Raw genomic sequence first — 15,718 nt, forward strand, 5'->3', positions numbered from 1 at the left:
AGGGTATTTTTATAATAGATAAAAAGATGCGGGGGAACAAAGTTTGACTACTAATACATCTCAGTTGTTTCAATATATTCATATGACAGAAGAACAGGAACAATTATCATCACGTTATTTAGAAACGAGAGAAGAAGAGATTTTAAATAATATTCAACTAACGACAATTAGAGATCAAAAAAGAGGCGATTTTGCCGAGCAATTTATAAATGATTTTAGAAAAGTATATAAACAAGATCCGGATTTCTTTCGGTTATTTTACCATATACTCGAGGGACAATTATTAAATGTTCTTGTAGTACGTTTTGTACATGTAAGTTTTCCTGAAATGAAGGTTTATTTAGAAAAAAGTGCACTTCCTTTAGACAAACTTGTAGCAATTGCATGTAAATATTTATCCAGTATTTCAAGTTATGTGAATGAAGCAGTTGTTTTTCTTAGAGAATTAACAAAAGAGAACCCGAACTATATAGATGAACAATTACACGCTTTACCAACTCAGCAACAATTAACATTACTTCTTGTAATGTTCCATGTAGATTATGAAAAGTTTCGTACATATAGTTCTTTATTGAATGAGAGATTAGAAGAGCATGCAGAATTTATATTGAGACTACCAAGAGAAAAGGAAAAGGTTGAAGCGGTTAAACAATATATGAAAGGTAAAGATGATAGTGAAGTATTTATAGGTGGGAATTTATCAGAACATATTTGGCGATTATTATTTAGTGTTCATAAGTATTCAAATGTTGCGAGGCGATATGTTGAGATATTAGCGAAGAAAAATGTGTGGAGTTTTATAAACTATGCAACACGTTATATGTGTCACACTCTCGGCCAGCCTCAAAACTACAAAAGAACAGGTAGTGTAAATAAGAAAACATATGAAGAGATTCAAATGTTTTGTAAACAGTTTTGGGTTTCTGAGGAAAGATTCTTTGCACACCGGCTGAGGCAACATGATTTGAATAGTGAAGATTTCTGTAAGACGTATGAATATGAATTGCTATGCTTCATGGTGGAAGAAAATCCTGGATTTGTTCAACGTACTTTGCATTATTTAAGTAAAATTAATTATCTTATCATCGCAAGAATGTTAGCTGAAAAAGGACATGAGCTAAATAGAGGGAAAATGCGAGAAGAATTTTTTGTAGCTGCTTTGCAAATTAAGTTGTCTACAGTGCGGGACACATATCGTAATTATTTACTAGGGAAATTGCCATTTGAGGATATGAAGCAAATACTTGAAAATCCGAAATATAGAAATATGTATTGGGATATGCCAGTTTTAGAGGTCGCAATCCTTTGGGATATAGATGATGTGGCGAAGAGAGAAGCTGCACTCACCCTGCAATTTGGAGATGGATATAGTGTTAATTTATATGAACTTCTTTACGAGTGTTCGGTCAGAGGAATAGAACCTGAACAAATAATAGAAGATCTGCTTTCTTACGGAGTAAGTAAAGATAAGCTTATCAATTATTCAGTTGAACAAGCTTCATGCTACGGGGAAGAGAGAAATAAGGCGAAGGAAGCGCTTGTTCATGTCATTGTAAAAGAACAAGCGTACATAATTGAACGATTTGATGAGTATTCTGATCAGGCAAAAGCATATATTTTGGATGAATTAGCAAGGGATAACATGGTTGAAATGCGTCCGATTTTAATTAAAAGCTTAGGCGCTTCATCTAAAAAAATCCGTGAGTCTGTAGCTAAACTGCTTTCAAAAGATGTAGAATCGGCAGAAGATGTAGCGGTCGAACTTAATAATAAAAAGAAAATTGTTCGTGAACATGTGATGGAAATACTTATAGATTATAAGATTGAAAAATATATGCAACTTGTACAGGAAGCTTTACAAGAAAAGAAGAATGCCCCTTTTATTGAGAAGTTTGCTCCATTACTTGAAATAGGAAAGGTAGGAGGAGATTCAAGAAATATCGAAGAACTTTGTAGTCGTATAGTAACGGAACAAAAAAGAAATGCACTTGTACAGTGGATTGGGTTTGAACCAACGATCCGTCTTCGCGATTCAAAGGAAATAGCAGACGCAACAATTCCGTTAGCTTATATACAGCAGTATATTTCAGATTCTGTCATTGAGAAGAAAGAGGCGGCTGAAGTAATTGGTAATACTTTGAATGAAGAAGACTTGAAAGATTATGTGCAAACAATATATCAAATATGGATTTCTCAAGATGCAGATGTGAAGAAACGTGGAATCCTTTCATTATATGGAATATTTAGTGATGATAAAATGGTTGGCATACTTAAAAAGCAAATTGATGAATGGGTGCTTCATATGAGAGGAAAGATTGCAGCGGATGCTGTTCGAGCTTTGGGCTTGTCATCATCTAAGCTTGCACTTATGTCTATTCATGCAATGGCATTTAAATATAAACATAAGCTAGTGCGTAATACGGCAAAAGAAGCGCTAAGCCTTGCTGCGAAAACACGTGGTATAACGGAAGAAGAACTAGAAGATCAATTGGTACCAAACCTTGGTTTCAATATACGTGGTGAAAAGAAGATTGATTTTGGAAATAGATGCTTTACTGCTATTTTAACTTCAGAGTCAAAAATTGAATTAGAGACAGAAGAAGGAAAACGAATTAAGTCACTTCCAAAGCCGAATGCAACAGATGATGTAGAAAAGGCTGAAGAAGCTAAGAAAGAGTTAACCTCTTTAAAGAAGGATCTTCGAAGTACTCTTTCCATGCAGAAACAACGTTTGGAAGCCGCGCTATCACTAAAGCGATACTGGTCATACGATACGTGGAAGTCGGTATTTTTGGAAAATCCAATTATGAAGCAATTTGCCATTTCACTTATTTGGGGTGAATATACGGAAGGGAAGTTGCTGAAAATGTTCCGTTGTGCGGAGGATGATGCGTTTTATTCAATGATAGGAGAGAACCATGAGCTTTCATCTGGAACTGTTATCGGTTTAATTCATCCGTTAGAATTATCCGGGGCGGAAAAGGAGTTGTGGAAAGAGCAACTGACCAATTCGGGAATTGTTCAGCCGTTCCTACAAATTGAACGTCCAGTGTTTGTAGTAGAGGAAAGTGATGAGGTTGCTGCTGAGAGATTTGGCGGTATTTTACTAAATGGTCGCTCATTATTCGGTAAGATGACGAAACTTGGATGGACTCGCGGAGCTGTTCAAGATGGCGGCGTGTATTATACGTTTTATAAAGAAGACACTCGAACTGGAGTAGGAGCGGAACTTTCATTTAGCGGAGCGCCGATTGGATATGAAGGTGAAGAAGATGTATGTGTATTTGAAATTCAATTTTATAAAGCGGGTACAGTGAACCGTGGTTCATATGAATACGACGAAATTGATGAAGAGAGACGCATTGTACCAAAACAAGTAGATAAGCGCTTCTTTAGTGAAATGTTATATGATGTGCAATTAGCGACCGAGTCAAATCTTGGTCATAATGAAAGTTGGCGTAGCGGACGATAAGAAAAACCCCCTTCATTGATAGGGAAATGAAGGGGGTTTTTCAATTTTTCTAAAAGGTTCTTTCACAATAGAAGCGAATAGATTGAGAGAGGAGGGATTGTATGGAAGTCGTCATAAAAAAGAAACGAAATAGGGGAAAAAGAATTTTTATTTGGTCTAGTAGTATCGTTCTTTTTTTGTTTATTTGCGCTATGATTTTTTTGAACATATATACGTTGAGATCTATGCCAAAGATAGATGGAACGATAAAACTTGAGGATTTACAACATGCTGTTGCGGTGAAACGAGATAGTAAAGGTGTACCACATATTAAAGCGGAAAATGCGCATGATTTATATTTCTCGCAAGGGTATGTACAAGCGCAAGATCGTTTGTTTCAAATGGATTTAAGTAGAAGACAAGCTTCTGGTATGTTAAGTGAAGTTGTAGGGGAAGCAGCTGTTGATCGAGATAAATTGTTTCGAACGCTCGGTTTACGGCGAGCGGCAGAAGCATCTGTTAGTCAATATGATGGAGAAGCGAAATATGCCCTGCAATCATTCGCGGATGGGGTGAATACTTTTATACGTGAAGCGAAGGCCGAAAAGAAATTGCCAGTGGAGTTTACTCTATTAGGTTATGAACCTGCTGAATGGTCAATTGTGGACTCTTTAACGATTGGAAAGTATATGGCGTTTGATTTAGGAGGACATTGGCACGGACAAGCATTTCGATATTGGGCGTTGAAAAATCTTCCGGAAGAGCAAGCAAATGAGCTATTTCCTACATATCCGAAAGATGCGCCTAGATTGCTAGCTGAATTGAAAAATACAAATGTGGATGTAGCACAAATTTTTTCAAAGACAGTTATTCCACCAGAGTTTAACGGTAGTAATAACTGGGTTGTGAGTGGTGAAAAGAGTGTATCTGGTAAGCCAATTTTAGCGGATGATCCTCATTTATCTCTTGCGACACCTTCTATTTGGTATCAATCGCAACTTGAAATGAAAGATTTACATGTGAGTGGCGTTATTTTCGCAGGAGTACCAGGCGTTATATTAGGACACAATGACAAAATAGCATGGGGCGTTACGAATACAGGTCCTGATGTGCAAGATTTATATATTGAGAAGCGAAATCCTAATAATGAAAATGAATTTTTGTATAACGATAAATGGGAAAAGGCTACGGTTGTTGATGAATCTATTAAAGTAAAAGGCGGGAAAACAATTCCGTATAACGTTACGGTTACGAGGCATGGTCCAGTTATTTCAGAGTTTGCGGATAAAGGAAAAGAGAAAACAAAAACAGTATTCGCTTTGAAATGGACTGCTTTGGAGCCTTCCGCTGAATTAAAGGCTGTATTAAATATGAATAAGGCGAAAGATTGGAATGAGTTTGAAACGGCTCTTCAAGATTTTCATACACCAACTCAAAACTTTGTGTTTGCATCAAATGATGGAACCATTGCTTACAAAGCGAATGGAAATATACCGATACGTAAAAAAGGTGATGGTAGTTTGCCAGTGCCAGGATGGACAGATGAATATGAATGGGAAGGGTATATTCCGTTTGATCAGCTACCGAAAGTAATAAATCCAAAACAAGGGTTTATTTCAACTGCAAATAATAAAATTGTTGATGATAATTATCCGTACCATATCAGTAATACGTGGGCGCAACCCTACAGGCAAATGCGTATTCAAGAGTTTTTGCAAGAGAAGGATAAGTATACGGTAAAAGATTTAGAAGAGTTACAGATGGATCAAAAAAATTTATACGGGAAAGAATTTGCTCCTATATTTTTAAAAGAGTTAAATAAAGCATCTTTAAATGAAGTAGAGAAAGAAGGCGTAAAACAATTAACAAAGTGGAATTTTTACGATAGTAAAGATGAAGCTGCACCATTAATATTCCATTTGTTAATGAAAGAGATTTCGAATACGCTATTTTCAAAAGAAATACCGAAAGATGTGATGGAGTTATTTGAAGGGAAGTCACAAGTAGTTGATGAATTGATTCGAAAAGAAGTAGCAGGAGAAAATAGCGCTTGGTTTACGAAGTACGGAGGGTTCACGAAAGTTGTGCATACATCGTACGAGAATGTAATGAAAAAATTACAGAAGGAATATGGACCGAATGTTGCAGAGTGGAAGTGGGGCGATTACCATCAACTTGCTTTTACACATCCAATTTCGAGATCATCTAGTATATTGGCACTACTCGCATTTAATCGTGAGAAACCAGTTCCAATTGGAGGAAGTCAAGTTACCGTTCAAGCAGCGAATTACGGAGATAACGGTATTGTAAATCATGGAGCTTCTTGGCGATTTGTCATTGATACGAAAGATATGTCAAACGGTTATCATATAGTGGGGCCGGGACAGTCAGGACATTTTAGAAGCGATTGGTATCATGATCAAATAGATGATTGGGTGAATGGTGAGTATCATACGACTACTTTAAATACAGATGGAATTGAAGGGGAAGTATTAACTTTACAGCCGAAGTGATAATATTTCCACTGATGAAAACTGTTAAATTAGAACATAACCCAGTTCTTAAATCATTTTAAAAGCCTACTATCAGTTAAATTGATAGTAGGCTTTTGTATTTTAGAGAATAAGATTCAATGATTTTATTATGACAAAACAGTAAGTGTTTTAACATTTACTTATACGATAACGGGCCTTATTTACTCTGTTACAAAAGAAACCACACAAAGCGTTCTTTTTCTTTGTTGCTTATTTTTATACACCGCATAACATTTTGTTATTCAATAATTCCAATTTCTAGAGCCTTTTGAACAGCTTCTTCTTTGTTACGGACTCCTAACTTTGTATAAGCTGTGGAAGCATAGTTTCTGACCGTACCATTCGATAAATATAACCTTGATGCTATGGTAGTGTATCGAAGTCCTTTTGCTACTAGCTGCAATATTTCTATCTCCCTAGCTGTTAGCTCATAGGCGGTTGCTTTTGATTGAGGTGTCTCTTTTTGCTCATCAAACTTCTCAAATATTTTGTGAGACATTCCCTGATCAATCAGTGTCCCACCTTTGTGAATAAGTCGGATCGTATTAGCTAGCTCCAACGTTTCAATAGATTTGAGTAAAAAACCATCCGCACCGTTGCGAAGCGATTCCAACGCCTGTTCGGTATCTTGAAAAGTTGTAAAAATCAATACGCGGATATGTGGCCATTGTTGCTTAATCTTTTTTGTTGCTTCGACTCCATCCATGTGCTGCATATCTAAATCCATAAGTATAACATGGGGTTGAAGGCGCCCACACAAATCGATGGCTTGATTGCCATCCTCAGCCAAACCGACTACATTTAAATCTTCATATCTATCGAGTAGTGTCCTCAAACTTTCCCGAACAAATGGCTGATCATCTACAATTAACAAACGAATAAGTCCATCTTTTATTTCAGTTTGTCGCGGTATGGTACATGTAACAAGCATTCCTTCCTCTGGCTTTGTATATACAGACAATTGACCTTGCAAATTCATTGCCCGTTCTTTCATCGCATTCATACCGAAGCCTTCCTGCCATTCTACATTTCCTTTTCCATTATCTTGAACTTCTAACCTCGTATATTGTTGTTCAAACTGCAATGAACCTATAATTTCAGTCCCCTGGCCATGACGTACTGCATTCGTAAGGGACTCTTGTAAGCAACGAATGAATGCGATCTTCGCTTGCCGAGATAGTTGATATTCCGCTCCGAATGTCCTAAAACTTACATTTACCTGAGCGTGCTCCTGAAATTCGGCTCCAAGATTTTGTAGAGATTGAATCAAGGAAGGGGATTGACACGGAGAATCCATTTGATGTAGGTAACCTCTCACGTCCTCAATACTTTTACGTCCCATTTCAAGCAGAGAATCTAGCCTCTGTATACCCATCTCAGTAGCAAGTTCGGTACGCAACGTTTCCATCCCCATAATAATAGAAGTGTAAGCGTGACCAACTGTATCATGAAGCTCGCTCGACAGCCTGTTCCGTTCTTCTGCCAGTGTAATGCGTTCAATCTGAGACATATATTGCTCAAGTACCGCGTTTTGTTTACGAATTACTTCATTTTGCTTATGATTGGCGATTAATAAATGAAAAGCGAATCCCATTACATAAGCGAATCCATAGTAGGTGACCATAGTCCAATAGCTATTACTTGGCGCAACAGCATAGAAAATTCCAGTTGTTATAAAAACTGTTGTTGGAGCTGTCCAATAATAGGACAAATGCTTACTATTTACAGCAATTAGAAACACTGATATAAGAAATATGTTGTAAGCTTCCGGAAATAATGAGGTTAAATATATACATTGTCCACCATATAGCAGTATTTCTGTGAACAAGTAATATTTGTAATTGAACAGTAAGGCTACCCATGGAATTGAGAAGGCAACAACCTCCCAAAGAATAATAATCCAAAGTGGCAATGTTAACCCATCCTGAAAACTTAATGTAGCTAGGATGATAGACACACTAGTAAGTAGACGTATCCCTAACATAATCCAATCGTACCAAAACCAATACTTAACCATATCTAACAAGTCATTTACCCCCTAAGTAGCCTACCTTTTTACTTCATATATTATAATTTAATCCTTCATGCCTATTATACTTTTAAATTTAAAACTGCGATACTACGCACAGATTGCAAACTTCTATCGATTTAGTTGCCGAATCATGCTACGTGTATAGCCCCCAAGTTTCTTTGTCAAACCATCTACTATTCTAATACTTATGGCGGTAAATACTATACCCATAAACATTACAAAGAGGGACTTGGCAAAAGTATCTATCTGTATGAATATAATATTCATTTCGATGTATTGATACAGTAGTGGTGCCAACAGCAACATAAGTGGCATTACATAAAAAATGATTGCACTAATGAGACTGAAAATGCCAATCACTAATTTCTGCATTAACCAAAAGACAGCAGACCAAGTACGACGATCTGTAAGCACTAATTTCACCTGAGTCCAGTTCGATGTATCTATTGTTATACTTCTATCATAAGAGTCTGTTGAAATATCTGTATAAATTTTCGTCTGTATGCGCTCGAATTGGATAAAAGGTGTAGTAGTCTGTAGTACGCGTATAACTAGTGGAATCCCAATTACCGTAAATGAAAGGGTGAAGCTGAATAGCAGAGCTATTAGATAAAAACAAAAATAAAACAATCCTGTAACGAAAGTTAGCAATAAAAAATAACCATTCTGGATGAATCTTGATTTCATAAAGTTCATCGCTCCTATCTATGTAATAACCGAATTGTACTGCTTTTTTTGTCATTCTCACTAGTGTAAAAGTGTCATATGACATTTCTAAATGATGCTAAAAAGGGGAGAGTAACCTACTTCTGGTTAAAAAAGATGCTTATATTAATCTCCATAAAACAATCCCGTTCTTGCAGATGCGAGAAGGGATTGTTTTGTACTTTTATTTAATATGAGATGGACTTGTTTTTCGAATATGAAAAATAATATCAAATTGCTCAAGCAATGACTTATCAAAGTATGCCGATTCGTTCGGTAAGAGTCGTGCCCCTATACTTAGTAATGGTCTTTTTGCTTTAACCCATTTCTCTGCTGGTCCTTTAAGGTGACGATTATCCAATAAAAACATTTTATATGGTACTTTTCCGAGAGTATAATTGAAACTATTTACATCTTGTGGAATCGGATCCGTTATAATCTTATCTCCTGTGTCGTTGTATAAGGTGAAATTCCCCTCCGTAGTTGTACTGCCAATTGTGACATAATTATTGTCTAAACGTTCCTTCAAATACTGCCCCGCAACATAAGGGTATAATTTCTCATCGATAATTCCTTTAGCTATATGAATATTGTGTCCCCATACCATTGTTTTACCACCCAATGTCTCTTGTGCCCACATTGCATGATCGGCCAAGTATTGCTCATGTAGCCTTAACATACTTGGATAGTCGTTAGGAATTAGCATTGTGGTAAATTTCTCTATTGCACTTGCCGTTGCTTTCGCCCAGATGTACTCGGGTGAAGCTATTTCAGTGTTGGATTGCTTATTCTCATCTTTTAGTAATCGAGCTACTCTCTCAGCGTTTGCTTTGAACTTTTCTTTTATTTCAGGAGCAAGGTCCATATATTCCTGTGTACTTCCATTAAAAGCCGACAATTCTTTATAATTTTCTTCTACTTCTGCCAGCAAATCTGGTCGATGCAGCCTTACATAATCAATTACTTTATTAAAGCAACCTTGGTCCAACTCCTTTAAGTCGAGCCCAATAAATTGGATCTTTTTTTTATTGGATGGATCAGCATTATAATCTTTCATCCACTCAATCATGGCTAAAATTTCATCAGTAGGATATAAATAATTTAAAAATTCCCTAGGGTTTCCTTTTCCTGTTTGGATATATTCATTTAGCTTTAAGCCGTTTCCCCAATCTTCTTCCATTGTGAAATTTGTAAAACCCATCTCAGTAACCAAATATTTCACAAGGCGAAACTTCATAGTGAAAATTTCAGAGCTTCCATGAGTATTCTCTCCTAATCCTATATATTGTGCGCTCCCAATCATTTTCTTAAGTGGTTTTAAATCCTCAAATGATTTTGACGGCTCTATCGTTTTTAATGGATAAGCCTGTGATTGTATTGATTTAACTATATTTTTTTGGATTGATTGGCCTGAATTTTCGACTGCTACTGTTTGAGCCTTTCCTACTTCTACACATCCTGTGACTAATAAAGCTGTACTAACCATTGCAATTATTCTTTTCTTATTCATTTTTTTCCACCTCAATTGAATTATTTTTAAAAGCGAGATTGATTCATGTACTTGCACGAATCAATTGCCTTAATTCAATTGTTATCTATCCCATATCATATTTTCTAGTTACATATTGTCATAAGGTTAATTGACACAGGTCATAGACTAATCATTACACTTTTGTACTATCGGCTATGACAACTTATAAATAATAATTACATTGATGAGTCGCAAGTAAGACTAGATTATAAATTTGGGAGGGATTTTAAAGATGAATTAATCTGTGTGCCAAAATATTTTTATTCTAAGTTGTGTCTGTGGAAATGAAAAGAAGTAAATTCGATAAACAAGTGAATTAAAGGGGAAGGGCGGATTACAATGATATTACACGCAAAATCGTTCCACAATAAAGATAAAATCCAACGTGCTAAAATAGGACTTCAACTCTTTCTGAGTATCTTAATCATTACTTCTATTATCCTAAATGTAGTAGTAATAATTACGAAAAGTATGCCGCTTATTGTGGTATATATGTTTACCCCAGCATTTTCTTCTATTTTGACTCGCATAATACTGAAAGAAGGGTTTAAAGATGTATCTTTTAGTCTCGGTAACTTAAAGAAATGGAAGGGGATTGGTTTTGCTCTGCTAATACCTATGATTATTTGTGGAATTACTTATTCTATCGCCTGGTTGAGCGGAATTGCGGGGTTTCAGCATCCCGAAGGTGGTATGTTAGAACCAATCTACAATATACTTGGGCTTCAGTATGTAACGGCACCATTCAGTTTCATTTATCTAGTAGTATTGAGCGGCATTTTCGGAAGTTTGCTTGGCTTAATCCCAGCTTTGGGAGAAGAAATGGGTTGGCGAGGTTATATGCTCACAAGGCTAGTCGATGCAGAGTTTTCACGGCCCATCCTTATTAGTGGATTGATTTGGGCAACGTGGCATGTTCCAATTGTTATTGCTGGCCTATATGTAGCGGGACCATCTGTCGTTCTTTCAGTACTTGGTATCTATCTTTGTATTGTGCCATTCGGTTATATTACAGCTTATTTACGACTTATCACAGGTAGCATTTGGCCTTCGGTTATCATCCATGCTACTTGGAATGCCATTATTCAAGGACCTTTCACACGTGCAAGTACAGGATATCAAACTGAGATTTGGATTGGAGAATCTGGCTTGATAACCGCTATTATTATCTTAATTACTGCAATAATTACGTCTCGAATAGTGAATTTTACCAAATATCATAATTAGGCGGATGTTATATACAAATATAATGGAGGTGTAATCATGAATATTCAAAGATATGAAAGTAATACGAATGAAGTAAATGTAAAAGTAATACAAACAAAAAGCGAATATAGATAAAAATTTTTTGATACATTTATGAGTATAAAAATTTATTTATACGAAAAGATAGATGTGGTTAGATTATCAGAAAAAATTCAATAACTTCAATCGTGAAAAGATAAAAAAGGAGCGGAAATACGCTCCTTTTTTATTTACCTTACTATTTTTAGGAGGTTAGTATGAATAAGGTATGGATAAAGGGTGAATAGCATTTTTATTGATGAAATTTCATTAATATTCTTGTGGAATATATGTGAAACATTGTATAGAATAAGCAAGTATGTCAAAAATTATAGGAGGAAACTTGTGAAGAAAAGTAAGAGTTTAGTAAGTATTTTAGGAGTGTGTATCATGTTGTTTTCTTTTTGTTTCCAGGGAAATATACAGGCGGATGTAAATACTGTTCAATCTGGAAAAATAAAATCAGGAAACGTAACGGTATGGGAAGTAGGCAATGTAGCGAAAGTGTTAGCAGATGTAGAGCGCTTGAATTTAAACACGGTGAATGTACCTATTCAAGTAGATATTTCGGATGTAAATTCGGCTAATATGGTAATTAATCAGGCGCAAAAGAAACAAGCTATTATTTTAATTCAAGAATTATTAAAGCGTAATATACAAGTTATATTGGAGCCGTTTCCGTTTATTCAGCAAGGAAATATTGGAGAAACAGAGTGGAACCCTAGTAATATTAACGATTTCTTCTGGAATTGGAAAACGGTTGTTTTACAAGATATTTTTAATTCTATTACAAGTAAGTACAATATTTATGGGCTGAAAATCGCTTCTAATTTCGTTAATATGGAATACGCAGAAGGATATTGGAATGATACGATTAATTTTGTTCGCCAGCAGTATAAAGGAAATGTTTTGTATCAAATGAATTGGTGGTTAACTGCAAGTTGGGATCCTTCTTTTGAGGCGAAATTTGAAGAGAAAATAAATCGTCCGTATTTAAAAAAGGTGGACATTGTAAGTATTGATAGTTGGTTTGAAGTTTCAGGAAAAAGAAATCCATCATACGAAGAAGTAAAACAAAGCTTATTTGCGACGACAGTATACAATCGTGGCCAAAATGTCGTTCAGCAACTTGAGACATTACATAAAACAACAGGAAAGCCAGTTTATTTTGGTGGATTTAACGTTCCAGCACGCGAACTTGGATTACAAAGCCCGTGGAACCCAGATGTTACGAATGTGTTTTCAAAAGATGTACAACTTAACGGGTGGCGTGCTTACCGAGATGTATTAGAAGCGAAGCCATATTTTAAAGGTTTTTCAATTTGGTTTATCGGATCTAATGATAGTAATCATTCATATCAAATACATAGTAAAGAAGCAGAGACAGTTATTAATGGCTGGTATCGAAAATAAATTTTATAAAATAGGTAAGTTTTAGAATCCATTACATATATTTTAGTGAAAGGCCTTTCACCATCTTATCACCTAGGGGGCAATCATAATGAAATTTTTGTCATACCTTACAGTAATTTTGGTGATTCTTGGCGGTTTGAATTGGTTGTTTGTGGCGTTAGATTATAATGTAGTTGAGAAATGGTTTGGTTCTATGCCGGCGCTTGTGGATACTATTTATTGGCTCTTTGGTCTTTCAGCTATTTATCAAATTTTCGATCGGTTCTTTACGAGTAAGTAGCTATTATACTTAATTACTAGAGTGTTAAGTACGATTATGTACTTAACACTTTTTTGTATGTTTATAAAAAGCAGGGTGCACATGCAAGCGATTCCATTGCGTCTTGCACCGTAATAACGGAAAACAAATTGACCGTGTATAGTATATAGGTTATAATTCAGAAAGTTTAAAAAATAATAAAAAAGAGAAATAGGGAGGTTATCTGGGTGATGGAGAGAGTGTATAATTTTTCAGCAGGACCATCTATACTCCCTTTGCCAGTTTTAGAGAAAGTGCAAAAGGAGCTTGTAAATTATAACGGGACAGGCATGTCTGTTATGGAAATGAGCCATAGATCTTCTTATTTCCAAAGTATTATTGATGAAGCAAGTAGCTTACTTCGTGAATTAATGAACATTCCTGATGAGTATGAAGTTTTATTTTTACAGGGCGGTGCGTCATTACAATTTTCTATGATACCGTTAAATTTAATGAGTACGTATAAAAAAGCTGGGTACGTACTGACAGGTTCATGGTCTAAAAAGGCGCTGCAAGAAGCCGGAAAAGTAGGAGAAGTACAAGTGATTGCTTCTTCTGAAAAAGAGAAGTTTACTACGATTCCTAAAATGGATGATTTACCAAATGATGAAGAACTAGATTATGTACATATTACAACGAACAATACAATTGAGGGGACAAAATATGTGGATATTCCACATTTAGAAAGAGTGCCGCTCGTTGCGGATATGTCCTCAAATATTTTATCAGAACAATATGATGTTACGAAGTTTGGTCTCATATATGCGGGTGCGCAAAAGAATTTAGGGCCAGCGGGTTTAACGATTGTAATTATAAAAAGAGATTTAATTGGCAGTGCAAATAGTGCTTGTCCTACGATGTTAAACTATGAAACTTACAGTAAAAATAACTCCCTATATAATACACCGCCAACCTTTAGTATTTATGTAGCAAAACTTGTACTAGAGTGGTTGAAAGAACAAGGCGGGGTATCTGCGATTGAAGAACAAAATAGAATGAAATCTTCACTTCTTTACAATTTTTTAGATGAATCTAAATTGTTTACTTCACCAGTTGATCCCACGTATCGGTCACTTATGAATATTCCGTTTACAACACCGTCAGAGGAGCTTAACAATCAGTTTTTACAAAAATCGAAAGAGCGCGGTTTCGTTATGCTAAAGGGACATCGTTCAGTCGGCGGTATGCGCGCTAGTGTTTACAATGCGATGCCAACCCAAGGTGTACAAGAATTAGTAGACTATATGAAGGAATTTGAGCTTGAAAATAGATAGGGAGATGGGGATATGTTTCGTGTTCAGACGTTAAATCAAATTGCCGAAAAGGGTTTGCAAATTTTTGATGGGAATCGCTATGAAATTGGAGACAAAGTAGGTCATCCAGATGGTATTTTACTTCGCAGCTATTCTTTACATCAAGAAGAGTTTTCAGAAGATTTAAAGGCAATTGCAAGAGCCGGTGCCGGTGTAAATAATATTCCTGTTGAGCGTTGTACGGAAAAAGGGATTGTAGTATTTAATACGCCAGGGGCTAATGCGAATGCAGTGAAGGAACTTATTATCGCAAGCCTTATTATGTCTTCCCGTAATATTATAAACGGAGTGAGCTGGACGAAAGAGTTGGATGGAGAAGAAGTACCACAGCTTGTTGAAACTGGGAAGAAGCAATTCGTTGGGTCAGAAATTGCAGGGAAACGTTTAGGTGTTATCGGTCTTGGCGCAATCGGTGCTTTAGTTGCGAACGATGCGTTAGCTTTAGGGATGGACGTTGTCGGATACGATCCGTATATATCTGTTGAAACAGCATGGCGTCTTTCTACGCAAGTACAAAGAGCGTTTAGCTTAGATGAAATTTTTGCAACTTGTGATTATATTACACTGCATATTCCACTTACGAATCAAACGAAGGGGATTGTTGGTGAACACGCTATAGAGACGATGAAAAAAGGAATGCGTCTATTCAATTTCTCAAGAGGAGAACTTGTAGATGAAAATGCTCTTCAAAAAGCGTTAGAAGAAGATATTATTACACATTACGTAACAGATTTCCCGAATGAAAATGTTATAAAGATGAAAAATGTAACAGCAACGCCTCACCTCGGTGCATCTACGTCTGAATCTGAAGAAAATTGTGCAGTAATGGCTGCACGTCAATTACGTGAATATTTAGAGACAGGTAATATTCGTAATTCAGTAAACTATCCAAACGTAGAGCTTCCGTACATTGGAAAAAAACGAATTACAATTATGCATCAAAACGTTCCGAACATGGTAGGACAAATTACAGGATGCTTAGCAGAACATCATATTAATATTGCGGATATGATTAATCGTAGTAAACATTCTTGGGCGTACACAATGATTGATATTGATAACGGAATTGATGATATAATGAAAGAGAATATTGTGGAAAATATAAGTAAAATCACAGGTGTTGTAGCCGTTCGAATGATTGTGTAAAGGAGAGAGAA

10 protein-coding genes are annotated in these 15,718 nt (G+C 36.0%); 7 read left to right on the top strand and 3 right to left on the bottom strand.

Features of this window, described 5'->3' with window-relative positions:
• Positions 1-43 precede the first annotated feature (43 nt).
• Together AC1DKZ_RS08885 and AC1DKZ_RS08890 are read left to right on the top strand one after the other, a co-directional pair.
• Positions 44-3,472 carry a DUF4132 domain-containing protein gene (locus AC1DKZ_RS08885; protein WP_476996020.1) on the top strand — a complete coding sequence of 1,143 codons (3,429 nt, stop codon included), beginning with the start codon at positions 44-46 and terminating at the stop codon, positions 3,470-3,472.
• A gap of 101 nt (positions 3,473-3,573) precedes the next feature.
• Positions 3,574-5,964 (top strand): penicillin acylase family protein, encoded by a 2,391-nt coding sequence (locus AC1DKZ_RS08890; RefSeq protein WP_476996021.1) that lies wholly within the window; start codon positions 3,574-3,576, stop codon positions 5,962-5,964.
• A 259-nt stretch (positions 5,965-6,223) separates the two neighbouring features.
• On the opposite strand, the gene AC1DKZ_RS08895 is transcribed toward AC1DKZ_RS08890, so the two are convergent.
• The 3 genes from AC1DKZ_RS08895 to AC1DKZ_RS08905 all read right to left on the bottom strand — a co-directional run bounded on the left by AC1DKZ_RS08895 (position 6,224) and on the right by AC1DKZ_RS08905 (position 10,232).
• Entirely contained in the window at positions 6,224-8,011 is a 1,788-nt protein-coding gene (locus AC1DKZ_RS08895) for a response regulator (protein WP_476996022.1), read from the bottom strand.
• 114 nt (positions 8,012-8,125) lie between these two features.
• Positions 8,126-8,704: a sensor domain-containing protein gene (locus AC1DKZ_RS08900; protein WP_098780070.1), complete on the bottom strand. Its 579-nt coding sequence runs from the start codon at positions 8,702-8,704 to the stop codon at positions 8,126-8,128.
• A gap of 202 nt (positions 8,705-8,906) precedes the next feature.
• Positions 8,907-10,232, bottom strand: coding sequence for an erythromycin esterase family protein (locus tag AC1DKZ_RS08905; RefSeq protein WP_476996023.1), 1,326 nt, complete (start codon positions 10,230-10,232; stop codon positions 8,907-8,909).
• Positions 10,233-10,592: 360 nt separating this feature from the next.
• Between AC1DKZ_RS08905 and AC1DKZ_RS08910 the strand changes: the two genes are divergently transcribed.
• From AC1DKZ_RS08910 to AC1DKZ_RS08930, 5 genes are all read left to right on the top strand, one after another.
• On the top strand, positions 10,593-11,480 hold the full coding sequence (locus tag AC1DKZ_RS08910) for a CPBP family glutamic-type intramembrane protease (protein WP_476996024.1): 888 nt from the start codon (positions 10,593-10,595) through the stop codon (positions 11,478-11,480).
• 402 nt (positions 11,481-11,882) lie between these two features.
• Positions 11,883-12,950, top strand: coding sequence for a glycoside hydrolase family 113 (locus tag AC1DKZ_RS08915; RefSeq protein WP_447619150.1), 1,068 nt, complete (start codon positions 11,883-11,885; stop codon positions 12,948-12,950).
• Between the two features lie 88 nt (positions 12,951-13,038).
• A complete protein-coding gene (locus AC1DKZ_RS08920) occupies positions 13,039-13,230 on the top strand; it encodes a DUF378 domain-containing protein (protein WP_002084566.1) in 192 nt (63 codons plus the stop codon).
• A gap of 209 nt (positions 13,231-13,439) precedes the next feature.
• Positions 13,440-14,522 (top strand): 3-phosphoserine/phosphohydroxythreonine transaminase, encoded by a 1,083-nt coding sequence (serC, locus tag AC1DKZ_RS08925; protein WP_476996025.1) that lies wholly within the window; start codon positions 13,440-13,442, stop codon positions 14,520-14,522.
• Between the two features lie 12 nt (positions 14,523-14,534).
• Positions 14,535-15,707 carry a 3-phosphoglycerate dehydrogenase family protein gene (locus AC1DKZ_RS08930; RefSeq protein ID WP_476996026.1) on the top strand — a complete coding sequence of 391 codons (1,173 nt, stop codon included), beginning with the start codon at positions 14,535-14,537 and terminating at the stop codon, positions 15,705-15,707.
• Positions 15,708-15,718 lie beyond the last annotated feature (11 nt).

The organism is Bacillus sp. 05T21 (genome assembly GCF_056396785.1).